The following is a 25576-nucleotide window of genomic DNA, read 5'->3' as shown; positions in this document are numbered from 1 at the left end:
GCGTTAAAAAACCCAACCCCAATGTGCGTTGGGTATGGCCGTGGCCCGGCGGGCCACGGACATCGTTACGCTCAACGCAGGGCGAAGATGTTGGTCTGCGTGCTGTCCGGACCCGAAGCCAGATTGCCGTTGTTGAAGCTGCCGCTACCGCCGGCACCGGCCGTGGCGCCACCGGAGACGCGGTCGCCCGCCTTCGTCACGTACTTGTGGTTCATCGGACGTACCGCATCGAAGTGCGTATCGCCGCTGCCCGAGTACTCGGCCAGATTCGCGAGGTTGTCGGCGATGAACTTCTCGGTGTACTTCGAGCGGTTCATATACGACGTGTTCACGCCCGGATCGGCCAGTGCGAACATGTCCTGCATGGTGCGCACGAACGAGAAGTGGCTGTACGAGTCCGAATCCACGACCTGCTTCGGTGCGCCAGCCTGGTTCGTCAGCACGCCGAAGATGGTCGGGCCGTCGCCGCGGTTGGACTTCGAATAGGTCGGAACGGGCGTGGTGTTGCTCTCGCCGAGCGGCACGCCCGACGATTGCAGGCCACCCACATTCCAGCCGCAGCACGACGAGCTGCCGAAGAAGCTCGAGCCTTCGTCGAAGATCATCACGATGGCCGAGCGCTTGTTCGGGTTCTTCCACACCGGCGATGCCTGGATCTTCTCGACGAGGTACTTGGCGTACAGGTCGCCGCGGCTGATGATGGCCGTGCCGCCCGTGCAGTTCGCCACGGCCGAGCCGGTGGCATGCATGTCGTCGCACTGATCGGGCACGATGTAGTTCAGCGCGCCCACATCGCCGCTCTTCAGGTCATCCTCGAACTGATGCGTGTTCCACGTGATGTTGTTGGCCTTCGCGTACGTGTCGATGGCCGAGTCCCACTGACCGCCGCCCACCGAGCGCGTCAGGTTCTTGAAGAAGTCGGGACGGTTGCGCACGTCGTCGAAGTTCACGGCCGGGTGGTGCTTGGTCTTGTACAGGCTGCTGATCATCGGCTCCAGCGTATTGGTGCCGTTGCTCGTGTTCGCGCCCATGATGGCCGCGTTGCCGGCGCCGTCCTTGCGCGGATCCTGGCCCGGGTCCATCGACTCGCTGTAGACGCGCGTCGAGAGGCCGGCCTTGTACGTCGCGGTGAACAGGTTGCGGCGGTTCTTCAGGTTGTGGATCGCGGTGTTCGTGCAGGCGTTCAGCGGCACGAAGGCGTCGGTCGGCGCGTCGGCGGTGTTGCCCGTGGGCAGGCAGTTCCACGGGCTGTCGTCGGACACGCCCCAGTCGTCGGCGCTGGCCAGCGAGATGTAGTTCGGCTCGCTCGGGTTGCCCGTGGAGAAGTAGTTGGCCGCCTTGTTGCCTTCCTGGTTCAGGTAGCGATACAGGTTCGGGTACGACGGACTGTCGATCGACTGGTTGCTGTGGTTCTCGAAAATCACCACGAACAGGTGGTCATAGCGCGGAATGCCTTCCGGGTTGAACGCGGCGTCCTGCGCGGCGGCCAGTGTGGTGACCGGATCGGTCTTGGCGTCCGACGCATAGCCGCGGTCCAGCATCGTGCTGGCGAGCGCGAAGCGGTTGGCCAGCGCGTTGGCTTCGGTCAGCAGTGCCTTCCTGGCGTTGGCGTCGGCAACGGTGCCGGCGCTGGCGACCACGTCCGCGGCCTTGACCGTGACGTCCGTGGCTTGCGCCGTGTCGTTGTTGAAGCTCAGGCGGCCAGCCAGGCGCGCGGTGGCGTCGGCGTAGGTCAGCTTTTCGGCCTGCATCAGGCGCGCAACTTCGGTCGTCAGCGGACTGATGGTGACGTTCGCGCCGTTCAGTGACTGGTCCGGCGCGCTGCGCAGAACCATTTTTCTCGCGACGGCCGTGTTCCTGCCATTCTGGTTCGGATCGGCGAACGTGGTGGTCGTGCCGACCGTGGCGAGGAGGCTCGTGCCCGTCACGCTTTGCGGCACGGTCAGGCGGAACGTGCCGTCGAGCGCGGTGGCCGTGCTGGGTTCGCCCTGATCGCAGGCGCCGTTGCCGTTGATATCGGCGCAGACGGTGGCATTGCCGTACGCGATGGCCGTCGGCTTCAGATCGACGTCGTCACCGGTCGTGGACTTCGCGTAGTCGACGCCCGCGGCGCTCGATGCGGCCACGCCGGTCGGGGTCTTCATGGCCGCGCCGACGACGCTGCCCTGTACCGTGACCGAGGCCGGCGTGGTACCGCCGCCGGGCGTGCCGTTGCTGGCGCTCGTGGAATCGTCGCCACCGCAGGCGGCGAGCAGCGATGCCGCTGCCAGTGCGGTGAGAGCGGTGCGGACCTTGGGGGATTGAGCCAGATGACGATATGGCGTGTTCTTGTGCATGACTGACCTCTGCTTGTAACGGCGAAGCGTGGGATTTCTCTAGGGGATAGCTGACGGTGGCATGCCGTCGCGCCGTGTAGCGGCAGGCGCGATAGTAGGGTGCATAAATGACAATTTAATTTCATATGAAACTATATGACGAGGCTGTGGCTGAATGTCTGGACGTTGCATCAGGTGAAACACGCGGCAATAATGCGCGGCTGTTGCTATCCGGCAGGCGCCACGCGCCCCTCGTCATGACCACCCAGCAGACCACCATTCACTTCTCGGACGCGCTCGGCGACTGGATTGCGCGCAGCCTCGGCGCGGGCCACACCCCCGGCGATATCGTGGATGCGCTGGCCGCGCAGCAGTTCGACGCGGGCATTGCGGGACAGCTCGTCGCCGCCATCGCCCGCGCGCAGCGGGAGGGCTTGTCGATGCCGCGTGGCGCGTTGAACGTGGCCATGCCCGTGGCCGCGGGCCCGGTAGCTGCCGGCGACGGCCCGCGCATCGGCAAGGGGCCCGTCATCGCGACGACGGACCGCGACGTGCGCGTGGTGTCGCGCATGGAAAAGCCTCTGATCGCCGTGCTCGAGGGCGTGCTGAGCGGCGACGAATGCGAGGCGTTGGTGGCGATGGCGCGGCCGCGCCTCACGCCGTCCACCACCGTCGATCCTTCCACGGGTTTCGATATGGTCAGCGGCAACCGCACGAGCGAGGGCATGTTTTTTCGGCTCGAGGAGAACCCGCTGGTCGCGCGGCTCGATCGCCGGATCTCGGCGCTGATGGGGATGCCCGTGGAGAACGGCGAAGGGCTGCAGGTGCTGCGCTATGCGGAAGGCGCCCGCAGCGCGCCGCACTTCGACTTCCTGATGCCGAGCAACGCCGCCAACCAGGCGTCGATCGCGCGCAGCGGCCAGCGCGTGAGCACGCTGGTGATCTACCTCAACGACGTCGCGGGTGGCGGAGATACGGTATTCCCCGAGGTCGGCTTCGGCGTGGTGCCCCGGCGAGGCAATGCGGTCTATTTCGAGTACTGCGACGCCCGCAGCCAGCTCGATGCGCGGACGCTGCACGCGGGGTCGCAGGTCACGGCTGGCGAGAAATGGGTGGTGACGAAATGGATGCGGCAGCGGCGTTTCGTGCCGGCGGGAATGGCGGGCGGGATGTGAGAACCGGCCGCACAAAGAAATACCCCGACGCGCGGGGGCCGTCGGGGTACCAAGAGTTGCCAAGTGCGTTAGAGCCGTGTCGATACGACCCTGCCCACAGTGTGACGCGTCGGGCGCGGCACGCCAATAACTCAGCTGAGTTATTGCATGATGTTGCGGAATCTTTGGGGGAAATACGCGCTAAATCCCATCGCATTGCAGCATTCTGAACAAAGGAACGCAATTCCGTGCAATGTTCCCCGCACCTCGGTCCGGTTACTCCCGGAACGTGCACTGCATCAAGGTTTCCAGCCGATTCCGGGGACGCGTCAGCCGTTGCTGTCGGGATGCCCGGCGCGGCTGTCCACGGCCGGATGGTCGGGATAATGCTGCAGTAGCGCGCTCACAACACCGTTGGTCCAGCCGAAGCCATCCTGCAACGGATACTCGCCCCCGCTGCCCCCCTCGGCACCATCGCTGTGCCGCTGGAGCCGGTATTTCTCCACCAGCTTGAATTCCCGCGTGTACAGGCTGGCGACCGTCGCGAGCCAGCGGCTGGCGATGTCGTCGGCCAGCGCGTCGTGGCCATAGTGACGCAGCCCGACCACACCGATCCACTGGAGCGGCGCCCAGCCATTGGGCCGATCCCACTGCTGGCCGGACTGGGAGGCGGTCGTCGCCAGCCCGCCGTCCTCGAGCAGCCGCACGGCCACCGCCTCGGCCACGCGCGCGGCCTGTTCCGGGTTGGCCAGCTGCACGAACAGCGGCATCAGCGTGGCCGCCGAAAGCTGTGGCCGGCGTTCGCCGCGGAGCCAGTCCACGTCGAGGAACGTCCCGGTCGCGTCGTCCCACATCGTCATGTTCATCGCCTCGGCGCGACGGGCAGCGGCATCCTTGTAGCGCGTGGCGGCAATGGCATCGCCGGCGGCGGCCGAGAGTTCGGCGAGGTTGCGCTCGGCGTGCCATAGCAGCGCGTTGAGATCGACGGGCAGGATCGATGTCGTGCGGATCGTCGTGAGATCGGCGCAGGTCGCTCCGTCGGCATCCAGCGCGTCGCACCAGCGCGAACTGAAGTCCCAGCCCGATTCCGCCGCGGCGCGCAGGTCGCGGAACACGAGGTGCGCCGGCCGGCCGCTGCGCCGCGCGGTCTCGATGTCCTCCAGATAGGCTTCCTCGCGCGGATGCGCGCGATCGTCCCAGTAGCGATTGAGGATGCGTCCATCGGGCAGCATCACCACGCGGCGATGCGCGGAGCCGGGCCGCAGGATCGACACGCCGTCCATCCAGAACGCATATTCGCGCTGGAGCTGCGGCAGATAGGCGAGTGCGTCCTCGATGCCGTGGACCTCGAACAGATCGACCATCAGCGTGAACACCGGCGGCTGCGATCGGCTCAGGTAATAGGTGCGCGTGCCGTTGGGAATCAGGCCGTACGTGTCGAGCAGATATGCGAAGTTGTCCGCCATCGCGCGCATGAGGTCGTAACGGCCGCTCGCGGACAGGCCCAGCATCGTGAAGTACGAGTCCCAATAATAGAGCTCGCGGAAGCGTCCGCCGGGAACGACGTAGGGCTTCGGCAGCGGCAGCAGCGAGCACAGGGGCGGATGCTCGCTCGGCTCGCGCGTCAGGATCGGCCAGAGATCATCGATATGCTCGCGCAGCGAGCTGTTCGGGTCCGATTCGTAATGGTCGTCGGGCAGTTGCTCGCGCGCGAAATGTGCTTCGACAAAGCGCTGCAGCGAGAAGTCCGGCGCATCGCGTTGCTCGCGGTAGCGCGCGAGGATGACATCGGGCGGTTCGAGCGGGGCGCAGTCCGGAAACGTCTTGCTGTCGGCAAACAGCCCGCTCGACTGGACATCGACGAACAGCTCGGCATAACGTTCCGCGGGCGATACCGCGTCCGCCGAGGCGCAGCCGTGGAGTGTGCGGGGTTCGGGGCACGGCAGGTGCGTGATCGACGGTGCAAGCGAATGGCAATGCGCGTGGCGCGGCGCGGTGCCGGATGGATGCCCTACGGGATTATTGTTCTGCATAGTTCCAAAGCAGGCCGCCATCGACGAACAACGTGGTGCCGGTCATATAGGCCGCGTCGTCGCTGGCGAGGAAGGCGGCCAGGCCCGCGACATCGTTGGGCTGGCCAAGTCGGCCGAGCGGGATGTTGCGCAGCAGCGCGTCGAGTTCTTTCGGATCCGACATCAGGTTGCGGTTGATCGGCGTTTCGATGGCGCCGGGCGCGATATTGTTGACCGTGATGCCTAGCGGAGCGAGCTCGATCGCGAGGTTGCGCATCATCATGCGAAGGCCGCCCTTGCTGGCGCAGTAGCTCGTAAAGTGCGGGAACGGCAGTTCCTCGTGCACCGAACTGATATTGATGATGCGGCCGCCGGACTGGCCTGCCTGCTGCAGATGCCTGACGAATGCCTGCGTCAGGAAAAACGGTCCCTTGAGGTTCGTGTCGAGCACGCGATCGTAATCGGCCTCGGACACGTCGGAGAACGGCGCGCGGACTTCGACGCCGGCGTTGTTCACGAGGATGTCGAGCCGGCCGGCCGCCTGCACGCCTGCCTCGACCATGGCACGGGCGTCGGCCACCTTGCCCACATCGCCGCTGACCAGAAACGCGCGGCGCCCGGTTTGCGCGAGTTGCTCGATGACCTGCTGCGATTGCGCGTTGTCATGATGCGCGGCGACCACGATGTCCGCGCCTTCCTGCGCGAGCCGCAGTGCGATCGCCTGGCCGATTCCTGCCGCGGCGCCCGTGATAAGTGCAGTCCTGCCCTGCAGTCGCATGAAAGCCCTTTCGCATGGAACCCGATCACAGTGAGAGCGACGGATGCCGGGCAAAGTTCACGGCGGCGAGTCTGACTCTTCTGTCAGCCAAAGCCGCACGGCGTGGGGCCGGGCGGCTCCAGCCCCAGCAGCCGCAGCACCATGGTCGCGGCCTGTTCGACGCTGCCCTGGTGGGCGGGCATCACGAGGTGCGCCAGTTCACGATAGATGGGTTCGCGCGCGCGGTACAGCGCCTCGATGCGCGCGCGGGGATTCTCGCCCTGCAGCAATGGACGATTGCGGTTGCGCCGCGTGCGGCGCCAGACCTCGGCCAGCGAGGCATCGAGGTAGACCACGCGCCCGCGCGTGCGCAGCATTTCGCGATTCTCTTCCCGTAACACCGCGCCGCCGCCGGTCGCGAGCACGATGCCGCGCTGCCGCGTCAGTTCGTCGAGCATCCGGGTTTCGCGGCGCCGAAACCCTTCTTCGCCCTCGACCTCGAAGATCGTGGGAATGCGCACGCCGCAACGCGACTCGATCTCGTGATCGGTATCGAAAAACGGCCGTTCGAGCCGGCGCGCCACCGCACGGCCGATGGTGGTCTTGCCGGCGCCCATGAATCCGATGAGGAAAAGATTGTCGTCGTCCAAGATCGTTGTCGCCGCCTGCTGGAGCGACGTGTCGTGCGCTTTCGCAACGGTATCACGATGGCGTCATGAATCAAGGGGGGAAAACGCAGGCTGTCACCGACTGGGCCGGCAATCCGTTTGGCGTAGCTATACGTTGCAAGTATCGATACTGCGGGATACATATATTTTACGTGGCACCCTCCCGGTGATACCGTCACGGTCCAAAGCGAAATACCAGTGAAAGCCGGCCACTCGACCGGATACACATGGAGGAGACCAGATCATGACCACCGGAACATCCGGCCAGCGGCGCTATGCGTTGCTGGCAGCCGCTTTCGCGGCGACCCTGTTGCTCGGTGCCTGCGGCGGAGGCGACGACGCGCCCGCCACGGGCTCGACCACGCCGCCGCCCGCGGGCGGTAATCCGTCCGACCCGGGCAACCCCGGTACCGGCACCGGCAATCCGCCGCCCACGCTCAGCGCGCAGGAAGCCTGTTCCGCACTGGCCAGCGTCGCGGTCGGTCCCTCCCAGATCGCGCTCGCCACGGGCGGCGCCAAGGTAACGGCCGCCACGCTCGTCGCGGCCGATGCCACCGGCAACAAGCTCGGCGAATACTGCCAGGTGCGTGGCGCGATCGCGCCCGTGGACGCCGCCTCGCAGAGCATCAACTTCGCGGTCAACCTGCCGACGCAGTGGAACGGCAAGGGCATCCAGTTCGGCGGCGGCGGTTTCGACGGCACGCTGATCGACGGTACCGAGACCGTGCGCTTCGCGCTGCCGGACGATCCCGCGCCGCTTTCGCGCGGCTACGCGACATGGGGCGACGACTCGGGCCACCAGAGCACGAGCATCACCGATGGCCGCTTCGCGACCAACGACGAGCAACTGCGCAACTACGGCGGCGACACGCTGAAGAAGACCCACGACGTGGCGCTCGCGCTGATCCAGCAGCGTTACGGCAAGGCCCCCACGCGCGCGTACTTCCTCGGTACTTCGACCGGCGGCCGCGACGCGCTCAGCTATATCCAGCGCTGGCCGACCGATTACACGGGCGTGATCGCCAACGAGCCCGCGCTCAACTACACGGGCACGCGCCTCTCCAACGTTGCACTGGGCCGCGCGCTGTACCTCAACGGCGGTGCCGGCTGGCTCAACCTGAACAAGACGCTGCTCGTGCAGAACGCGGTGATGTCCGCGTGCGACACGCTCGACGGCGTGGCCGACAAGGTCATCAGCAACGTCGAGGGCTGCCGCCTGAGCTCGATGCAGGTGCTGCAGAGCCTGCAATGCCCGGGCGGTACCGATACCGGCGACACCTGCCTCTCGCTCGCGCAGATCGCGACGGTCAAGGTCATCGAGCAGCCGCTGCAGCTCACCTATCCGCTCGCCAACGGTGTCACGGTGGCCGGCGGCTACAACATCCTCGAAGGCGCGCTGGTAGCGGGCCCGTTCACGACGCGCGACCTCGGCACGCGCGCGGTGCCCGGCAATCCGGCCACGACGGCGGACGCCAACATGTACGTGACGGGCGACCAGTGGACCAAGTACTTCGTCACGCGTAACGCGACGTTCGACACCCTGACGTTCGATCCGGCAAGCCCCGGCAGCTGGACCTCGCGCGTGCAGGATGTGTCCGCGCAGACCGACGCGACGAATCCCAATATCGCGCCGTTCCTGTCCAATGGCGGCCGGCTGATCCTGCTGCACGGCCTGGCCGACGAGGTCATCAGCCCCAACTCGACGATTGCATGGTTCAAGGCCGTGACGACCACGGTGGGCCAGGCAGCCGTCGATCAGGGCATTCGTTTCTACACGGTCCCGGGCATGGGCCACGGCACCGGCAGCTTCGTGCCGGCATGGAATTCTCTGACCGCGCTCGAGAACTGGGTCGAGATGGGCGTGGCGCCGGGCACGATGCAGGTCATGGACACCAATGCGGGCACCTATGGCCGTACGCGTCCGCTGTGCCAGTACCCGGCATGGCCGAAGTTCAAGGGCGCGGGCAGTGCGGACGCCGCGATCAACTACACGTGCGAAGGCGCTTCCGGCGCGGTGCAGGCCTGCCTGAACATGCCGACGGTGGCTACCACGTGGAAGGGCGGCAACACGAACGGCGAAGAACTGTCCGTGCGCATCGACCCGGCCACGCTGCGTTACACGGTGACGATCGACGCCAGCCTGCAGCGTCCGGCCGCGACGGTGCGCACCGGCCAGCTTACGCTGCAGAGCGGCTGCACGTACAACAGCGACGAGAACGGCGCGCGCTTCACGCTGACCGGCGGCGGTGTGCTTGCCGGCGGTGTGGCACCCGCATCGGGTGGCGGCTTCCTGCCGCTGGTGGCATTCCAGAACACGACCTCCGACTACAAGGCCGTGGCGGACATCTACAACGTCAACGGCATCCTGAACACGGGCGGCACGGTATCGGTGGTCAACGGCTCGGCACGCATGCGCTCGTCGGCCGCAACGTGGCAGACGTGCAAGGATCCGGTCAACGGGTACATCGTCTATGACGCGGCCTGCGCGACGACGACCAAGGGCTATATCGCGTGGAACGCCTCGCGCAATGCGTTCGATGCATTCGATACGGGCGCGACCACGGGTACGACCGGCGGAACGGCCATCGGCTCGGTGGTGGGCGGCCTGGTCAACGGGACGCCGGTGCCGCTGATCCTGACGCGCAGCGCCACGTCGTTCGGCATGAGCGTCTATGCGAAGCAGACCGCCACGGCCGTGGGCTCGGCGGACGGCAACTTCCGCATGATGTCGACGGACGGCTCGCAGTTCGCTTCGCAGCTGGCCGGGACGTCGATCACGCGCGACGGCACCGCGGGCGCGCTGACGTACAACCAGCCCGTGCTCGGCGTGATGACGGCCGGTGGCGGTGTCGCGGCGACCTACCTGAACAACGGCGGCCTGCTGTTCGGCTCGTTCGGCAACAAGTTCGAGATCGGGCTGCTGAACTGAACCCCGTCATCACGATACGTCGCGGAATCGATCTTCAAGGGCCCTGCGGGGCCCTTTTTTTATGACTAGAATGGCACGGCGATCCCCACGCTCCGGAGGCCGGCATGAAACGATGCGTTGTGCTGCTGTTCGCAATGGTGTTGGCGTGGCCGGCAACGGCCCTGTCCTGTACGCGGTTCGTCTATATCGGCAACGACGGCGACGTGATCACGGCGCGGTCGATGGACTGGAAGTCCGATGTGGCGACCAACCTGTGGATTTTCCCGCGCGGGATGCAGCGCGACGGCGCGGCGGGGCCGCGCTCGATACGGTGGACTTCGCGTTACGGCAGCGTGGTCGCGTCCGGCTACGACATCTCGACGACGGACGGGCTCAACGAAGCGGGACTGTCGGTCAACGTGCTGTGGCTCGTCGAATCGAAATACCCGGCCGACGATGGCCGCCGGCCGCTGTTGTCGCTGGCTGCCTGGGGCCAGTACGTGCTGGACAACTTCGGCACCGTGCGAGAGGCGGTGGCCGCGCTACGCACGGAGCCGTTCACCGTGGTCACCGACAACGTTCCCGGCGAATCGCGCCTGGCGACGCTGCATCTGTCGATGTCCGATAGCACGGGCGACAGCGCGATCGTCGAGTACATCGACGGCCGGCAGGTCATCCATCACGACCGCGCGTACCAGGTGATGACGAACTCGCCGATCTTCGAAGAGCAGCTTGCGCTCAACACCTACTGGAAGAATATCGGTGGCACGACGTTCCTGCCGGGGACCAATCGCTCGTCGGACCGCTTTGCGCGCGCGAGCTTCTACGTCAATGCGATTCCGAAGAGCGAGGACCCCGTCGTCGCGCTCGCGAGCGTGTTCAGCGTGATCCGCAACGTGTCGGTCCCGTTTGGATTGACCACGCCGGACGAGCCCAATATCTCGTCCACGCGCTGGCGTACGGTGGCCGACCACAAGCGGCAGTTGTACTTCTTCGAATCGGCGTTGACGCCCAATACGTTCTGGGTCGATCTCAAGCGGGTCGATTTCTCGCGCGAGACGGGCAAGGTCATGCGGCTGGATCTGGGGCCGGAGCAGCGCATCGTCCATGCGGGCGACGCGCTGCGCGACTTCCGGCCGGCGCCGGCGTTCGGGTTCCTTTCGCCGGCGGTCGCGCGTCGCTAGCGTCGCTAGAGGCCGAATGGCCAGGTATCCGGCACGCCCGCGCGTGGCGTGGCGGGGAGCGCCTGCAAGGCGGTGGTCTCGGCGAGCCACAGCCAGGCATCGAACTGATGCGGCAGGACCGTTTCCATGTAATGGCTCTGGAATTCGGCCTCGGGGCGATAGATCACGCCGATAAAGCGCTGCTGGCGCGGGGCGAGGAGCGCCGCGCGCAGCGTATCGCCTGCCGCGCCCGGTCCGGTGGCGCCGGCACGCAGGTCGAGCATCGCGCGCGCGAGTCCCGCATCGTGCGCCAGATGCGCGTAGCTGTTCGCGCGCGCGGGGCGCACGGTCTTCGTCTCCGTGGGACCGTCCCAGTCCGAGGCGGCGGTGACCGTGCCCATGTAGGTATCGAGGCCGATCAGTGCGGCTTGCGTACCGAGTTCGTCGCGGCACAACTGGCCGAGGCTGATTTCGTTGCGCTCGGTGCCCATCGAGGTCGCGGCCGCGTTGCCGATATGCGAGTTGTGCGCCCAGACGACACCCTTCGATTTGCTGCCGTGCAGCGTCAGCAGTTGCATCAGCGTCTCGAACATATGGGTGTCGCGCAGGTTCCAGCCTTCGGCCGAGCCTTGATACATGATGCGGTAGTAACGTTCGGCCGAGGCGACGAGACGCGCGTTCTGCGCGGCCTCGAAAAACGCATCGCGATTGGCTTCGGCGTAGTGCAGGCGTTTGTCGAGCAGGTCTCGCAGCTGCGCCAGTACCGCTCGCTCGCAGGTGTCGAGCGCGCCCGTCATGACCGCGCGGCCATAGGCCGATGGCGCCCTGCGCCACGGATCGAGGCATCCATAGCGTTCGCGCGCAAGCGCGGCCGCCGCGGGATCGATCTGGTTGAGGTACGACAGCACGGCGGCCATCGAGGCGCGCATGCTGTAGATATCGAGCCCGTAGAACGCCACCCGATCGGCGGGGGAACGCTCGGCGTTGATCGCATGCAGCGTGTCGGTCAGTTGCGCGATTTCCGTGTTGCGCCACATCCAGGTGGGAAAGCGCGAGAACGGACGCGCCTCGTCGCCGCCGGGCACCGCAGGCCGCTGGCGGATATGGCGATCGATGGCGGCGGCATCGGGCCAGTCCGCCTCCACCGCGACGAAGTCGAAGCCGTGTCGTGTGACGAGCGCCTCGGTGATGCGGGCGCGCGCGCGATAGAACTCGGCCGTGCCGTGCGTGCTCTCGCCGAGCAGGATCACGCGGCAGTCGGCGAATGCATCGATCCATTCGGCAAACGCGGGGCGGTCGAGATCGGGCAACGGTAGCGCGGCGGCCGCGATCATCTCCGATATGTTACGTCCAGCGACGCTGCTGAGCCCCTGCGTCATGGCAGCGTCTCCCGATCGGCGTCGGCCTGCCAGCCTTGCGCGCCGACCAGCGGAACGAAGACCACGGGGCCGAGATCCTCGCGACGCAGCGTCCCATCGTCATCGCGCGTGATGCGCACGAGTTCCTGGCGGCCGAGCGTATCGCCGAGCGGCATGACCATCGTGCCTTGCGGCGCGAGCTGGTCGATCCATGCCTCGGGAATGCGCGGACCGCCGGCGGCCGCCACGATCGCGTCGAATGGCGCGGCGTCGGGCCAGCCGAGCGTGCCGTCGGCCGCGTGGACATCGACGTTGTCCACCGCGAGCGTGCGCAGGCATTCTCGTGCGGCGTCGGCGAGCCGGGGGTGGCGTTCGAGCGTGGTGACGTGGGCGGCGATGCGCGCCATCACCGCGGCGGCGTAGCCGGAGCCCGCGCCGATTTCGAGCACGCGGCTGACGTGCGTCAGCTGCAGGGCCTCGACCATGCGGGCGACGATGTAGGGCTGGGAGATGGTCTGGCCGGCACCGATGCCGAGCGGCGCATCGTCGTACGCGCTATCGACGAGGTCGGCCGCGACGAAACGCTCGCGCGGCACCTCGTTCATGGCACGCAGCACGGCCGCATCGCGAATGCCGCGGCGTGCCAGTTGCATTTCCACCATGCGGCCACGGCGCTCGCAGAGCGTACTCATGGCATGAGTCTCCTGACGGGGAATGTCCCTTCAGGGGCGCGCAAGATTCCTGCCACCGCGCGGGGCGCAGCGGAGGGCCGCCGACGCGGCGCGTTTTGTAGTTTGGAGGTGCAGGGGTGCAGTTTCTCCCGTCTTCAGGTTGCGCCCTCTTCCCCCCGTTTTCGATGCCGCGCCGCAATACGATGCGTGAGTGCCACGAGCGCCGCCAGCGCGGGGTCCTGGTCGGCGGATCGATAGCCGAGCGTCAGCGGCGCGCGCAGGCGGTCCGCCTCCACCATGCGGCAGTAGGCGACACCGTGGCGGTTCAGGCCCGCCATCGACGCGGGCACGACGCTCACGCCCGCGCCGGCCGCAACGAGGTTCAGGTTGGTCAGCATGCGTTCGACTTCCGCGCCGATGCGTGGGGTAAAGCCCAGCGCTTCGCATTCGCGCAGCAGATCGCCGTACATGCCCGGCGCGCCGGGGCGGCGCACGAGGATGAACGGATCGTTGGCCAGTTCGCGCAGGGAGACCGGTGTGTGCGTCGCGACCCCGGCGGCACTGCGCTTGCGCAGCAGCGGGTGGTCGAGCGGGAGGGCCATCACGAGTTCTTCCTCGAGCAGCAGGTCGAACTGGACGCCTTCGGGGTATTGGACCGGCGCCCGCACGAACGCGGCGCTGAGCTTGCCGTCGGCCAGTTGCTCGATCGCCTCGGCCGCGTTGCGCTCGGACAGCGACAGCGTGACGCGGGGAAATTGCCGGCGGCAGGCGCGCAGGACTTCGGGCGTGAGCTTGTGCGCGGCGGCCGAACTCGTAAAGCCGATGGCCAGCGCGCCTTCGTCGCCGCGGGCCATGCGCTGCATGCGGGTACGCATGCGTTCGATGCGCGCGAACAGATCCTGCGCGTCGTCGAGGAGGGCAGTGCCGGCCGGCGTGAGGGCGACGCCGCGCGGCTGACGTTCGAACAGCGTGACCCCGAGTTCGGTTTCGAGCGCCTTGAGCTGCTGGGACAGCGGCGGCTGCTGGATGCCGAGCTGCTCGGCGGCGCGCGTGACGGACCCGGTTTCGGCCACGGCAAGGAAATAACGGAGGTGTCTCAACTCCATGGTGGTCTATGTATATGGAAAAAATATAAGAAAGCCTGGAGGTATACATCCTACGTCGGTCATCGGAGCGAGGGCCATGGGCGTTTTCCCTTCTGTACGTCCCCCACCGTACGTCCCCCCATCTGCAAGGAGATGCCGTGCGCCTGCGTGCTTTGCTTTCCACCGCTGTCATCCTGCTGGGCAGCCATGTGCTGGCCTCCGCGGCCGAACCTCAATGGCAGCGTGTCCATCTGGGGCAGGGCGCCGGCTACGACTTTCCGGTTTATGCGAACCATCGGCTCGATGGCGATCTGCGCGGAATCCGGGAGGTGGTGTTCATCCAGCATGGGCTCAGGCGAAATGGGGACAGCTATTACGCGGCGGGCGAGGCGCTGTTGAAGGCCAGCGGGCGTCCGCCGGCGGAAGTCCTGCTGGTGGCGCCGAACTTTCCGGGCCGGGCCGATGGCCAGCGGTTTTCCGATATGCCGCACTGGACCACCGATGGGTGGATCGCGGGCGAGGACGCGGTGTCGGGGATTTCGGTGCCGCTGAGTTCGCTCCAGGTGCTGGACGACCTCGTCGCGTTCGTGACCGATCGGGCGCGGCTGCCGCGGGTGAGGGAGGTGGTGGTGGCTGGGCACTCGGCGGGCGCGCAGATCGTGCATCGCTATGCGGTGCTCAACAATGTGGACGAGCGCATCCGGGCGAGCGGGGTGACCTTGCGCTATGTCGTGGCGAACCCGTCCTCGTATCTGTATTTCACGCCGGTGCGGCCGGTGGCGCCCGATTACGAGCGGTTTGCGCCGTACGACACGGCCGTGTGTGCGAACTACGACCGGTACCGGTATGGCGTGCAGAATATGGTGCCGTATGCGCGGGGGGCGGATGGGATGGCGCTCTATACGCGGTATATGGGCCGGCAGGTGACTTATATGGTCGGCTCGGCGGACAACGATCCGAACCATCGCTTGCTCGATAAATCGTGCGGCGCCGAGGCCGAGGGGCCGACGCGGCTGATGCGGGCGCGCGCTTACATGCGCTACGAGCGGCTGCTGGCGGCGCCGGGGGAGGTGATCCGGCACGAGGCGTTCGAGGTCGAGGGCGTGGGCCACGACCAGTCACGGATGTTTGGGTCCCAGTGCGGGGCGAGGGCGCTGTTCGGCACGGACCCGGGGGCAGACTCGAGGGGGGCGGCCTGCGTGCCGGCGGGGGGCGGCTGAGGCTGGCCGCCAGCGGTCCGTGCAGCCACGCTGGTTGCAACCGGGTTTGCCCGGAGGCGGCACCTGGAGTGCGGTGCTACCATGCGGCGAGCATTCGCCTTTGGTCCAGCCTCATGCCTCTCCCCGGGTGGCCCGGTTCCGATAGCCGCGCCAAGACGCGTCCAGACCCGCCGCCGTATCGCACTCCCGCAAGCATCCCGCCAGATGTCGCCCGCCGACGGCTGCTGGCCGCGCTCGCCTGCCTGCCGCTTGCCCGCGGCGGGTCCGAGGCGTGGGCGGCCGACGCGGCGATTCATATGCTGGTCGGCTATGGCGCGGGCGGCGGAGCGGACCATATCGCGCGCCTGCTCGCGGACAGCCTGACTGGCGACGGCGTGCTGACGCTGGTCGAGAACCGCCCCGGCGCGGCGGGGCAGGTCGCGCTGAACGAGGTGGTGCGTGCGGGTCCGCAGCGGCAGACCTTGCTGCTCGGGACGGTCGGCTCGGTGAGTATCAGTCCGTTGCTGCCGAATCCGAACGCGCAGGCGGGATCGGCCCCCGGCATGGCCAGCCGCGCCGCCGGTGGCGCCCCTCGTGTCGATGGCGGCGCGGTGGCCCTCCCGGGCGCCCCGGGCGGGGCACGCGTGCCGCCCGCGCTTCAGCCGATCGCCGTGGTCGCCAGCACCCCTCACGTGCTGCTCATCGGCGGCGACGGCGCGCGGTTCGGCAGTGGCGACGCCATCGCGGCATTGCGCGCGCGCCTTGCGCAGGCCCGCCAACAGCCGGGCGAACTCGCCTACGCCTCGCTCGGCATCCATTCCAGCGCGCACCTCGTGGGCGAGCTCATGTGCCACGAGGCGGGCGTCACGATGACCCATATCCCCTATCCGGGCAGCGCCCGGGCGCTCATCGACCTGCAGGGCGGCCATGTGACGATGCTGGTCAGCACGCTGCAGGCCTCGCTGCCGCTGATGCGCCAGGGGCGCGTCCGCGCGCTGGCGGTGACGGGCCGGACCCGCAGCCCGCTGGCACCCGCCACGCCGACGTTCGCGGAGGCGGGTATCGACGGCATGTGGCAGTACGCCTGGTACGGCGTACTGGCCGCGCCCAGCGTCACGCGTGCCCAGTGCGCCGCGTTATCGCGCCGCTTCCAGCGGCTGCTGCTGGACGCCGCCCTACAGCGCCGGCTGGGGCAGGATGGCGCCGAGCCGCTGGGGTTGACCGGCGCCCGGGCCATCGACTACCTCGACCGGCAACGGGAAATCTGGCGTCAGGCGGTGGCGCTGGTGTCGCACCGGATCGCCTGAACGGCCGCGGCGTGCGCACACGCACAACGCCCCGCGCACAAGTGGCCGAATCCTCTCTACAATCGTCGCTGTGATGCCGCGGCGCGTGCCGTGGTCGCGCACGACGGGGTCAATCATGAGGGGCATCGTTCGCCGTACGGTTTCCAGGCTGTCCAGCCTGGCGCTAGCCTGCGCGTGCATGGCCGCCGTCGCGCCGGCCTTTGCCGAGACCCAGCAACTGGCCCCGCAGCCCGATCCCCCCACCGAATCCCAACCGCCGGCGGCCGCCTCCCCGCAGCCAGATGCCGCACGGAGCGCACCCGCCGACGGCGTGACCGTCATCGACATGAACACCGCGCTCACGCGCCTGATCCGCGCGATGAACGTGAGCCGGCTCATGATCGTCGGCATGGACCGCGCATTCGCGCGCATGCCGGACAAGGTCGGTCCGATTCCCAAGGACAAGCTCGCCGCGTGCGCGCATGCCAAGCTCACGCCCGAGATGCTCGAGCAGGTGGTGCGTCCCGCGTTCGCGCTGACGTTCACCGAGCCGATGCTACCGACCGAACTTTCCGTGGTGTTCGAATCGCGATTCGGTACCAAGATGATCGACCTCGTCATCCAGAACAAGTCCGTCGACCGCAGCAGCTTCACCGCCGACGAGGTCGAGGAAATGAACCGCTTTGCGCAATCGCCCGAAATTTCGGCATTCCTGCGCGACAACGGCTTTGCGCGGCTCATGCGGTCGATCACGCCGTACATCCTGGCTGCCGGCAGCCAGGCGCGCGACGCCTGCGTGCGCGAACTCGTGCCGCGCGAAGTCCCCGTGACCAACCCTCGTCCTGCCTGACGTGTCCCTGCCTGCCGATCCACGCCGCACCAGCGCGGCTTTCTACCTGTATTACGTGTCGCTCTACGCGCCCGTTGCCATCACCATCAGTTTCTTCCCGCTGTGGATCCGCGCGCAGGGCCTGAGCGAGCAGCAGACCGGCCTCGTGCTTGCGCTCGGCGCGGGCCTCGCCGTGCTGGTCAATCCGATGATCGGCGCGATGGCCGATCAGGCCCGCAGCCGCAAGACGATTCTGCTCGCGATGGTGGCGGCCTCCGCGATGAGCGCCGCCATGCTGACCCTCGCCGACGGCTTCGTCGGCGTGCTGCTGGTGTTCCTGGCCACGCGCGCCTGCTCCGCCAGCCTGCTGCCCCTCAGCGAGTCCATCGCCATCGCCGGTGTCGCGCGCCACGGCCTCAACTTCGGCCGCCTGCGCAGCGCGGGCTCGATGGCCGTGGTGGCCATGTCCATCGTGCTCGGCTGGCTCGTCGATCGCGCGGGCACCGACATCATCGCGATCGTGTTCCTCGTGGCCTATATCGCGCAGGGCCTCGTCGGCCTCGCGTTGCCCGGCGATGCCGTGCGCGTGGGCCAGCGCGTGCAGGGGCCGATCATGCAGGTGCTGCGGCGCCCAGGGTTCATGCTGTTCCTGTGCAGCGCCGCGGTATCGCAGGCCTGCCACGGGTTCTTCTACAGCTATGGCGTGCTGTTCTGGAAGCGCGAGGGATTCTCCGGCGCGGCCATCGGCTATCTTTGGGCGCTCGGCGTGGTCGCGGAGATCGTCGTGTTCACCGTGGGCGCACGCATCGTCGCGCGTGCCAGCGCGCCAAGGCTCATCGCCCTGGCGTGCGCGGCGAGCGCGTTGCGCTGGACGCTGATCGGCATGGCGCCGCGCATGGAGGTCGCCGTGATCGCACAGTTGCTGCAGGGCGCGACGCTTGGCTTCACGCAGCTTGGCGCGGCCGAGTACATGCGCTCACGCATGCCGGCCAATGTCCTGTCGAGCAGCACCGGTGTCTATGCGGCATTCACGGGTTTGCTCACCGCAGCGAGCGTCTACGCGGGCAGCTTCCTGTTCGCAAGCGTCGGCGGCCGGGCGTTCCTGTTGCCCGCAGCCTTGTGCGTGGTGGGGATGGCGTCCGCGATGATGCTCGCGCGCTCGCGTGCCGAACGCGCGGCGGACGCGCCCACGCGCGTCACCGCATAAAAAGAAGCCGGGACATCCATGACGGATGTCCCGGCCGTGGGCCTCGTCTTACCTCATTGCGTTGCGACAACCGTGGAGATGTCGCATCGAGGCCCGGGGGGAGCTTCGCAGTTACTGCTGCTTGTTACCTTGCTGCTGGTCGCGCTGATCTTGCTGGCCCTGTTGGCCCTGCTGGCCGCCCTGCTGTTGCGACTGGCCCGGGCGCTGATCCTGGTTGCCCATCTGACCGCCACCCTGACGCTGCTTGTCGTCTTGCATGCCGCCTTGCTGGTTACCGCGCTGACCGGGCTGCTGCGATTGTTCCTGCTGCTTCTGGCCCGATTGGTTCTGGCCCGATTGGGATTGATTTCCCGATTGCTGTCCCTGTTGTCCCATCGCTAGTCTCCATGACGCGGCGAGCATGCCGCGGTCCTTTCGTTGCAAGCGTCGTGCCACGCGGAAGATGTGTGTCCTCTTTCATCTGACAGGCCCGCAGGTAACGCATGCGAGGCATCGCAAGCACCGCGATTTACAACGCGTGCGGTGTTTTTACATGCCAGGCGCCGCGCTCGCTTTCCGATATCCGAACAAGTCCCGTCTGTGCCTGATTTCACGGGTGTCTTCGGGCTGGCCCGGGATTTGCAGTAATGGTCGTAACGGTCTCGTACCGTCGTTGCAAACAATCCCAAGCACTCAGGAGAGAGCCATGAAGAAGACTGCACAGACCCTTCGTATCGTTGCCGTCGCCGCAGCACTCGCCTTCGCTGGCGGTGCTCACGCCCTGGACATGGGCGGTGGTGGTTTCATCAAGGTGGCCACCACCTCGGATAACAGCAAGGCACCGCCTGCCAACAATGCGCCGGGCATGCCGGGCCATACGGAAGGCGACAAGGAAAAGCTGCCTGCCGCCACCACCGATGCCAAGCTCGGCGACAAGGTCGAGAACACGGCCGACAACGCCAAGCAGGGCGTGACGGACGGCGCGCTGACGACCAAGGTCAAGACCAAGCTGCTCGCCACCAAGGACCTCAAGTCCACGGGCATCCACGTCAAGACGAAGGACCGCGTCGTGAACCTGACGGGTACCGTGCCCTCCAAGGAACAGCATGAGCTCGCGCTGAGCACCGTGCGTTCGGTGGAAGGCGTGACCTCGGTCAACGACTCGCTCAAGGTTTCGTCGCGTTAATTCAACCGGATCCTTGATGCGCGGCGCAACATGCCGCGAAGCCGCGACACACGATTGGTGCCGCGGCTTTTTTTCGACCTGATTTTTCCAGTTCGGCAGGACATGGTGTTTCCCGGAAAACACCATTCGTGTGGCACGCCATGACGCAATATGTTCTCAAGCGTTACGGAGAATTTCCATGAGCCACAACCTCGACCACCTGCCCACTGCGGAAGAGGGCGCCGTCTACTCGCCGCTGATGCTGCGGCGTCACCAGATGTACCCCTGCCTGACCGCGGCCGAGATCGAACGCGTGAGCGCGTTCGGCATCCGGCGCGAGTGGGTCGCGGACGACTACGTCGTGCGCACCGGCGGCCCCGGCATGGGCATGATCCTCGTGCTGGCAGGCCATGTGCGCGTGCTGCAGCGTGACGGCCTCGAGCGCGCGGCATTGGTCACCGAGCATGGACCGGGCAATTTCCTTGCAGAGATCGGCCAGTTGTCCGGCAGCCCCGAGCTTGTCGATGGCATTGCGCTCGATGCGGTCACCGCCGTGGTGATACCTCCCGAACGTCTGCGTGCGTTGCTCGTGGCGGAAGCCGAGCTCGGCGAGCGCATCATGCGCGCGCTGATCCTGCGCCGCGCGGCGCTGATCGAGCGCGGACGCGGTCCGATTCTCGTCGGCCGCAGCAACGACTCGCGCATGTCGCTGCTGCAGGCCTTCCTGCGCAGGAACAATCATCCGCATACGGTCATCGACATCGACGCGGACGCCGATGCGGCGCGGATGTTCGCGGCCGATACGTGCGCGCCGCACGATCTGCCGCTGGTCGTGTGCCCGGGCGGCAACCTGCTGCGCCGGCCCGATGCGGGGCAACTGGCCTCGTGCCTCGGCCTGTTGCCGGAGTTCCAGCCCGAGCAGGTCTACGACGTCACGATCGTCGGGGCGGGTCCCGCGGGACTGGCCTCTGCCGTGTACGCCGCGTCGGAGGGGCTATGCGTGACCGTGCTCGATTCACTATCGCCGGGCGGCCAGGCGGGCGCGAGTGCGCGCATCGAGAACTATCTCGGTTTTCCGACGGGCGTGTCCGGGCAGACGCTTGCGAGCCGCGCGTTCGCGCAGGCCCAGAAATTTGGCGCGCATATCGCGATACCGCTCGAGGTGGACCGGCTGCAATGCAGCGGCAGAGGTGACGAGACCCATCAGGTGGTGCTCACGGATGGGCGGTGCATTCGCACGCGCGCCGTGGTGATCGCCTGCGGCGCCGCCTATCGCCGGCCGCCGCTGTCGCGGCTTGCCGAGTTCGAGGGACGGGGCGTCTATTACTGGGCGTCGCCGGTGGAGGCGCGCCTCTGCGCGAAGCAGGAGGTCGTGCTCGTGGGCGGTGGCAATTCGGCGGGGCAGGCCGCGGTGTATCTGGCCACGCATGCCGCGCATGTCCACGTGGTGATTCGCGGTCCGGGACTCGAGCAGAGCATGTCGCGCTATCTGATCGACCGGATCGCCGCGCAGCCCAATATCACCGTCCATTGTCATACGGAAGTGGAGGCGCTGGGCGGCGCGCATCAGCTGGACGACGTGACGCTGCGCCATCGCGACACCGACGTGCGTACGCATATGGCCGTGCGCCACGTCTTCCTGTTCACGGGTGCCGAGCCGAATTCGCGGTGGCTGCGCGATTGCGATATCCGGCTCGATGCAAAGGGCTTCGTGGTGACCGGGTTCGATGCCGAGCGGGGACAGGCGGGCAGCGGCTCGCTGCAGACGAGCGTGCCCGGCATCTTTGCCGTGGGCGACGTGCGGTCGGGGTCGACCAAGCGCGTGGCTACGGCAGTGGGCGAGGGCGCGGCCGTGGTGTCGCAGATCCACGCCTACCTCGCCGCGCACGCCATGGTCTGAAGCGAAGGGCTTTCCTCAGGGCATGCCGAGCAGCGGCAGACGGATGACGATGCGCGCGCCGCCTTCGCGCGGCCGCTCCGCACGGATATTGCCGCCATGCGCATGCGCGATGGTGCGGCAGATGGCGAGTCCCATGCCCATGCCGTCCGGCCGCGTCGTATAGAACGCATCGAACATGCGTGCCATGACGGCGTCGTCGAGGCCCGGGCCATTGTCCTGGACGGCGATCTCGGCCTCGCGGCCCACGCGGGCGAGCGTCACGCGCAGCCGCCTGCTGTCGTCGGCCGGACGCGCCATCGCCATGGCCTGTATGGCATTCATCAGCACGTTGACGAGCACCTGCTGCAGCGGCACGCGTTCGCCGAGCAACCGCAGGTCGTCGCGCGGCAGCATGGTCTCCACGGCGATGCGATGGCGGTCGAACTCATGGTCGAGCCATGCCAGGCACTCGCGCGTGAGGGCATTCAGCACGAGGGTCTCGGGCGCCCCCGGCTTGTCGCTCGCCATGGCGCGAAAGCGCGTCACCACCTCCATCGCGCGGTCGGCGTCGACGATCAGGCGCTCGATGGCGGCGATGGCCTCGGGCACGTCCGGCTGCGAGAGCCGCAACCAGCGCAGGGCGGCATGGCCACGCATCACGCTCGCGGAGATCGGCTGCAGCACGTCATGGACCACGGTCGCGCAGAGTTCGCCAAGCATCGACACGCGTGCCCCGCGCAGCGCGGCGCGCTCTTCGGGCGTGAGCAGAGGTCGGGTCGGTGTGGTCATGGGGGATGTCATGCCGGCCTCGTGGCCTCGTGTGGGTTGGGTGCGGCGATGTTACGAGGACGCCGGACGCACGGTAAATGACAGATATCCCTGTATTACTGCCGACTGCGTCCCGACGGCGATTATCCGCAAGGTGTAGGACCTCCGTCCATTGGACGGCAGCCACGCGGGCGTCGCGCTGCTAGATTTCGCGCCATGCCTCGCTCCCGGCGAGGGATACGATGATTGTTGCGCGTACGGAAACTTGAACGTCCCGGTTTCCGTCTTGACGCGTATTTTCACGATACCTAGACTCCATCGACGTAACAATTGCAGTCTGGAGTCTCGCCGTGAATCCCTCGTTTCTCCTCCCGTCACGCGAGCGCGTCCTGCCCGATGCGCTCGTCTATATCGTTGACGACGACCCCCATATGAATGGCGCGCTCGCGGACCTGCTGAGGTCGGTCGGCATTGCCTCGCGCGGCTTTCTTGCCGCGCAGGAGTTTCTGCAGAGCGAGCTCGAGGACCTGCCGGGCTGCCTTGTCCTCGACGTCAGGCTGCGGGGCACCAACGGCCTGGATCTGCAGGAACATTTAAGGCTGCACGGTATCGACCTGCCGATCATCTTTATCACGGCGCATGGCGATATCGAGATGTCCGTTCGCGCGATGAAGGCAGGCGCGCATGACTTTCTGACCAAACCGTTCCGCGATCAGGTGTTCCTCGATGCGGTGTCCGGCGCCATCGAGGCGGACCGCTGCAAGCGCGCCACGTTCCGGTGCGGACTCGACCTGCGCGCGCGATTCTCGACGCTGAGCGACCGGGAGCGCGAGGTGATGCTGCTGGCGGCGTCGGGACTCATGAACAAGCAGATCGCGGGCCGTATCGGCATCAGCGAGGTCACGATCAAGATCCATCGCAGCAAGGCCATGCGCAAGATGGCCGCGCGCACGTTCGCCGATCTGGTGAAGATGGTCCACGAACTGGGCGATGCGGCGGCGCGGCAGGAACCCGCATTTGCGGTGCCGCGCGCCACCGCGATGCCGGCCGCGCGCGCGGCCGGCTGACATCGCGGTGCCGGCTATTGCCGGTGCGTGCGGTGCAGGTCGTGCGTGACGAACGGCGCGTCGTGCGTCGGCATGGCGAGCCACTCGGGATGGCGCAGCGTTTCGCGGATATCCTCCAGGCCGCTCTGCCAATGCTCGCGCATCGTCAGCGGGCCGAACTGGAAGTCTTTGGCGTTGCCCTCGAACGGCTTGTCGCGATAGATCATCTGGATGACGTTGCGCCGCGCCGTGCAGGCATAGGCCGCCGCATCGCGGTAGCCCGCGCTATCGCGCTTGCTGGCCGGCACCAGCGCCATCACGTCATTGAGCATCTGCCGGAAGCGCTGCTGCTCCGCCATGTAGTCGGTGATCGCGCGCGTGCGGCTCGAGTACTGCACGTCCTTCTGTCGCGTCGCCACGTCCATCAGGTTGTCGGGCAGCGCGCCGCGCGCGCTCCACAGGTCCACCTGAAAGATCAGCGCATCGCGGCGCGGCTTGGCCCGTAGTACTTCCGACAGCGGTGTGTTGGAAACCAGTCCACCGTCCCAATAGTGCTCGCCGTCGATCTCCACGGCGGGAAAGCCAGGAGGCAACGCACCCGATGCCATGAAGTGCTCGGCGCGCAGACGGGTCTCGGTATTGTCGAAGTAGGTCAGATTGCCCGTGCGCACGTTCACCGCGCCGACCGAGACTCGCATCTCCTGATGGCGATTGATGCGGTCGAAGTCAACAAAGCGCTCGAGCGTGGCCTTGAGCGGCGCGGTATCGTAGTAGCTCGCCCCGGCCGCGCCGTTGCCCGGCGCGAACGGCAGCGGCCAGGCGCGCGGATGAAAGAAGCCGCGCTGGCCCTCGAGGAGCGCGCGGCTTGCCTCCAGGCCGTCGAACCACACCCGCAGCGTATCGGGCCAGTGCGCGGCGCCGTCGGCGATCAGGTCGTAAGGGAACAGGCTCGGCAGCCACGGCTGACGGCAGATATGGGTCCAGAACGCTCGCAGCTGGGCCACGCGGTCCTCGGGAGCATTGCCCGCGATGACCGCGGCATTGAGGGCGCCGATCGAAATGCCGGCCACCCAGTTGGGCGCGATGCCGCCCGCGGCCAGTCCCTCGTAGACGCCCGCCTGATAGGATCCGAGCGCGCCGCCGCCCTGCAGCACGAGCGCCCTGACGGGGTAGGCATCGTGCGCGGCGGCGATCTTGCGCGCAAGGGTGTCCGCGGCCGCGCGGGGCGGCCGTTGCTGAACCATCGACATGGATTGCTCCTTGGTCTTGTAGGGCCGCCGCGCGCGTCCCTGCGGAACCGATGGCGCGCGGCGCGCGCGCTTACTGCATGTACCAGCCGTGGCTGACCACGAAGGACTGGCCGGTCAGTGCCTGCGACGGGAACGCGCAGAGGAACAGCGCCGTCTGTGCGACATCCTCGACGGTCGTGAACACGCCATCGACGGTGCCGCCCAGCATCACGCGGCGCACGACTTCCTCTTCGCTGATATTGAGTTCCTTCGCCTGTTCGGGAATCTGCTTGTCGACGAGCGGCGTGCGCACGAAGCCCGGGCAGATCACGTGCGAACGCACGTTGCGCTCGCCGCCTTCCTTGGCGAGCACGCGCGCCAGGCCGAGCAGCCCGTGCTTGGCCGTGACATAAGCGCTCTTGAGCGGCGATGCTTCATGGGAGTGGACCGAGCCCATGTAGATGACCGTGCCGCCGCGCTTGGGATCCTTGTACATATGACGCAGCGCGGCGCGCGTGGTCAGGAACGCGCCATCGACGTGAATCGCCTGCATCTTCTTCCAGTCCGCGAAGCTGTACTTCTCGATCGGGTTCACGATCTGGATGCCCGCATTGGAGATGAGGATGTCGAGTCCGCCGAACGCTTCCGCCACCTTGTCGGTGGCTTCGTCCACCGCCTGCTCGTTGGTCACGTCCATGGCGATGGGCAGGGCACGGCCGCCCGCGCGCTCGATTTCCTCGGCGGTGGCGCGCGCGGCGTCGAGGTTGAGGTCGGCGATGGCGACGGCCGCGCCTTCGCGCGCGAGCAATTCGGCGATAGCCTTGCCGATGCCGCTTGCGGCGCCGGTCACGATGGCGGACTTGTTCTGGAGTTTCATGATGTGGCCTTCAGGTGAACT

At 67.1% G+C, this 25576-nt stretch carries 21 protein-coding genes; 11 read left to right on the top strand and 10 right to left on the bottom strand.

The window, feature by feature from the left end; all coding sequences use genetic code 11:
* Nucleotides 1–71: 71 nt before the first annotated feature.
* A complete protein-coding gene (locus AAHB16_RS30185; protein ID WP_342052704.1) occupies nt 72–2336 on the bottom strand; it encodes an alkaline phosphatase family protein in 2265 nt (754 codons plus the stop codon).
* A gap of 236 nt (nt 2337–2572) precedes the next feature.
* Between AAHB16_RS30185 and AAHB16_RS30180 the strand changes: the two genes are divergently transcribed.
* Complete coding sequence (locus AAHB16_RS30180) at nt 2573–3490, top strand: 2OG-Fe(II) oxygenase (protein WP_342052703.1); 918 nt, start codon at nt 2573–2575, stop codon at nt 3488–3490.
* 308 nt (nt 3491–3798) lie between these two features.
* Here AAHB16_RS30180 and treF read toward each other — a convergent pair whose 3' ends face one another.
* The 3 genes from treF to AAHB16_RS30165 form a co-directional block, all read right to left on the bottom strand.
* A complete protein-coding gene (gene treF, locus AAHB16_RS30175; protein WP_342052702.1) occupies nt 3799–5502 on the bottom strand; it encodes an alpha,alpha-trehalase TreF in 1704 nt (567 codons plus the stop codon).
* Nucleotides 5489–6259, bottom strand: a complete 771-nt coding sequence (locus AAHB16_RS30170) for an SDR family NAD(P)-dependent oxidoreductase (RefSeq protein WP_342052701.1) — start codon at nt 6257–6259, stop codon at nt 5489–5491. Before AAHB16_RS30170 ends, treF begins: the two co-directional genes overlap by 14 nt.
* Before the next feature lie 83 nt (nt 6260–6342).
* Nucleotides 6343–6855, bottom strand: a complete 513-nt coding sequence (locus tag AAHB16_RS30165) for a shikimate kinase (protein ID WP_150377530.1) — start codon at nt 6853–6855, stop codon at nt 6343–6345.
* Between the two features lie 295 nt (nt 6856–7150).
* Between AAHB16_RS30165 and AAHB16_RS30160 the strand changes: the two genes are divergently transcribed.
* Both AAHB16_RS30160 and AAHB16_RS30155 read left to right on the top strand, forming a co-directional pair.
* Nucleotides 7151–9835, top strand: a complete 2685-nt coding sequence (locus tag AAHB16_RS30160; RefSeq protein ID WP_342052700.1) for a tannase/feruloyl esterase family alpha/beta hydrolase — start codon at nt 7151–7153, stop codon at nt 9833–9835.
* Nucleotides 9836–9939: 104 nt separating this feature from the next.
* Nucleotides 9940–10998, top strand: a complete 1059-nt coding sequence (locus tag AAHB16_RS30155) for a linear amide C-N hydrolase (protein ID WP_342052699.1) — start codon at nt 9940–9942, stop codon at nt 10996–10998.
* 5 nt (nt 10999–11003) lie between these two features.
* Here the strand turns inward: AAHB16_RS30155 and AAHB16_RS30150 are convergent, their stop codons facing one another.
* The 3 genes from AAHB16_RS30150 to AAHB16_RS30140 form a co-directional block, all read right to left on the bottom strand.
* Nucleotides 11004–12356, bottom strand: coding sequence for an erythromycin esterase family protein (locus AAHB16_RS30150; RefSeq protein ID WP_342052698.1), 1353 nt, complete (start codon nt 12354–12356; stop codon nt 11004–11006).
* Nucleotides 12353–13027 (bottom strand): protein-L-isoaspartate(D-aspartate) O-methyltransferase, encoded by a 675-nt coding sequence (locus AAHB16_RS30145; protein ID WP_342052697.1) that lies wholly within the window; start codon nt 13025–13027, stop codon nt 12353–12355. The genes AAHB16_RS30150 and AAHB16_RS30145 overlap by 4 nt, the downstream gene beginning before the upstream one ends.
* 134 nt (nt 13028–13161) lie before the next feature.
* Nucleotides 13162–14112, bottom strand: a complete 951-nt coding sequence (locus AAHB16_RS30140; protein ID WP_150376566.1) for a LysR family transcriptional regulator — start codon at nt 14110–14112, stop codon at nt 13162–13164.
* A gap of 152 nt (nt 14113–14264) precedes the next feature.
* Here AAHB16_RS30140 and AAHB16_RS30135 point away from each other — a divergent pair, with 152 nt between their 5' ends.
* From AAHB16_RS30135 to AAHB16_RS30105, 7 genes are all read left to right on the top strand, one after another.
* A complete protein-coding gene (locus tag AAHB16_RS30135; protein WP_446718149.1) occupies nt 14265–15311 on the top strand; it encodes an alpha/beta fold hydrolase in 1047 nt (348 codons plus the stop codon).
* 113 nt (nt 15312–15424) lie between these two features.
* On the top strand, nt 15425–16597 hold the full coding sequence (locus AAHB16_RS30130; protein WP_342052696.1) for a tripartite tricarboxylate transporter substrate binding protein: 1173 nt from the start codon (nt 15425–15427) through the stop codon (nt 16595–16597).
* Nucleotides 16598–16712: 115 nt separating this feature from the next.
* Entirely contained in the window at nt 16713–17426 is a 714-nt protein-coding gene (locus AAHB16_RS30125; RefSeq protein WP_150376572.1) for a hypothetical protein, read from the top strand.
* Between the two features lies 1 nt (nt 17427).
* Nucleotides 17428–18612 carry an MFS transporter gene (locus AAHB16_RS30120; RefSeq protein ID WP_191002292.1) on the top strand — a complete coding sequence of 395 codons (1185 nt, stop codon included), beginning with the start codon at nt 17428–17430 and terminating at the stop codon, nt 18610–18612.
* Between the two features lie 18 nt (nt 18613–18630).
* Nucleotides 18631–18993: a hypothetical protein gene (locus AAHB16_RS30115; protein WP_150376576.1), complete on the top strand. Its 363-nt coding sequence runs from the start codon at nt 18631–18633 to the stop codon at nt 18991–18993.
* 304 nt (nt 18994–19297) lie between these two features.
* A complete protein-coding gene (locus AAHB16_RS30110) occupies nt 19298–19777 on the top strand; it encodes a BON domain-containing protein (RefSeq protein WP_150376578.1) in 480 nt (159 codons plus the stop codon).
* Nucleotides 19778–19955: 178 nt separating this feature from the next.
* The gene (locus AAHB16_RS30105) at nt 19956–21656 is read left to right on the top strand and encodes an FAD-dependent oxidoreductase (RefSeq protein ID WP_342052695.1); all 1701 of its coding nucleotides are present in this window, start codon (nt 19956–19958) and stop codon (nt 21654–21656) included.
* Between the two features lie 15 nt (nt 21657–21671).
* Here the strand turns inward: AAHB16_RS30105 and AAHB16_RS30100 are convergent, their stop codons facing one another.
* Nucleotides 21672–22424, bottom strand: a complete 753-nt coding sequence (locus AAHB16_RS30100) for a sensor histidine kinase (protein WP_342052694.1) — start codon at nt 22422–22424, stop codon at nt 21672–21674.
* Nucleotides 22425–22753: 329 nt separating this feature from the next.
* Between AAHB16_RS30100 and AAHB16_RS30095 the strand changes: the two genes are divergently transcribed.
* Nucleotides 22754–23470, top strand: a complete 717-nt coding sequence (locus AAHB16_RS30095; RefSeq protein WP_342052693.1) for a response regulator transcription factor — start codon at nt 22754–22756, stop codon at nt 23468–23470.
* Nucleotides 23471–23484: 14 nt separating this feature from the next.
* Here the strand turns inward: AAHB16_RS30095 and AAHB16_RS30090 are convergent, their stop codons facing one another.
* On the bottom strand, nt 23485–24693 hold the full coding sequence (locus AAHB16_RS30090; RefSeq protein ID WP_223851817.1) for a DUF3734 domain-containing protein: 1209 nt from the start codon (nt 24691–24693) through the stop codon (nt 23485–23487).
* 76 nt (nt 24694–24769) lie between these two features.
* Nucleotides 24770–25555, bottom strand: a complete 786-nt coding sequence (locus AAHB16_RS30085) for a 3-hydroxybutyrate dehydrogenase (RefSeq protein ID WP_150376588.1) — start codon at nt 25553–25555, stop codon at nt 24770–24772.
* Nucleotides 25556–25576: the final 21 nt, after the last annotated feature.

It is taken from the genome of Cupriavidus sp. OTU4054 (assembly GCF_038440175.1).
Classification (GTDB): Bacteria; Pseudomonadota; Gammaproteobacteria; order Burkholderiales; family Burkholderiaceae; genus Cupriavidus; species Cupriavidus pauculus_D.
This window is presented reverse-complemented; position numbering and strand designations above follow the sequence as displayed.

What these genes read in the sequence shown, in the direction of transcription:
- AAHB16_RS30150 (WP_342052698.1), bottom strand. Translation starts at nt 12,356, where the DNA reads ATGACGCAGGGGCTCAGCAGCGTCGCTGGACGTAACATATCGGAGATG.
- AAHB16_RS30115 (WP_150376576.1), top strand. Translation starts at nt 18,631, where the DNA reads ATGACGGATGTCCCGGCCGTGGGCCTCGTCTTACCTCATTGCGTTGCG.
- AAHB16_RS30125 (WP_150376572.1), top strand. Translation starts at nt 16,713, where the DNA reads ATGAGGGGCATCGTTCGCCGTACGGTTTCCAGGCTGTCCAGCCTGGCG.
- AAHB16_RS30145 (WP_342052697.1), bottom strand. Translation starts at nt 13,027, where the DNA reads ATGAGTACGCTCTGCGAGCGCCGTGGCCGCATGGTGGAAATGCAACTG.
- AAHB16_RS30155 (WP_342052699.1), top strand. Translation starts at nt 9,940, where the DNA reads ATGAAACGATGCGTTGTGCTGCTGTTCGCAATGGTGTTGGCGTGGCCG.
- AAHB16_RS30100 (WP_342052694.1), bottom strand. Translation starts at nt 22,424, where the DNA reads ATGACCACACCGACCCGACCTCTGCTCACGCCCGAAGAGCGCGCCGCG.
- AAHB16_RS30110 (WP_150376578.1), top strand. Translation starts at nt 19,298, where the DNA reads ATGAAGAAGACTGCACAGACCCTTCGTATCGTTGCCGTCGCCGCAGCA.
- AAHB16_RS30140 (WP_150376566.1), bottom strand. Translation starts at nt 14,112, where the DNA reads ATGGAGTTGAGACACCTCCGTTATTTCCTTGCCGTGGCCGAAACCGGG.
- AAHB16_RS30090 (WP_223851817.1), bottom strand. Translation starts at nt 24,693, where the DNA reads ATGGTTCAGCAACGGCCGCCCCGCGCGGCCGCGGACACCCTTGCGCGC.
- AAHB16_RS30085 (WP_150376588.1), bottom strand. Translation starts at nt 25,555, where the DNA reads ATGAAACTCCAGAACAAGTCCGCCATCGTGACCGGCGCCGCAAGCGGC.
- AAHB16_RS30180 (WP_342052703.1), top strand. Translation starts at nt 2,573, where the DNA reads ATGACCACCCAGCAGACCACCATTCACTTCTCGGACGCGCTCGGCGAC.
- AAHB16_RS30165 (WP_150377530.1), bottom strand. Translation starts at nt 6,855, where the DNA reads ATGGGCGCCGGCAAGACCACCATCGGCCGTGCGGTGGCGCGCCGGCTC.
- treF (WP_342052702.1), bottom strand. Translation starts at nt 5,502, where the DNA reads ATGCAGAACAATAATCCCGTAGGGCATCCATCCGGCACCGCGCCGCGC.
- AAHB16_RS30130 (WP_342052696.1), top strand. Translation starts at nt 15,425, where the DNA reads ATGCCTCTCCCCGGGTGGCCCGGTTCCGATAGCCGCGCCAAGACGCGT.
- AAHB16_RS30160 (WP_342052700.1), top strand. Translation starts at nt 7,151, where the DNA reads ATGACCACCGGAACATCCGGCCAGCGGCGCTATGCGTTGCTGGCAGCC.
- AAHB16_RS30185 (WP_342052704.1), bottom strand. Translation starts at nt 2,336, where the DNA reads ATGCACAAGAACACGCCATATCGTCATCTGGCTCAATCCCCCAAGGTC.
- AAHB16_RS30105 (WP_342052695.1), top strand. Translation starts at nt 19,956, where the DNA reads ATGAGCCACAACCTCGACCACCTGCCCACTGCGGAAGAGGGCGCCGTC.
- AAHB16_RS30170 (WP_342052701.1), bottom strand. Translation starts at nt 6,259, where the DNA reads ATGCGACTGCAGGGCAGGACTGCACTTATCACGGGCGCCGCGGCAGGA.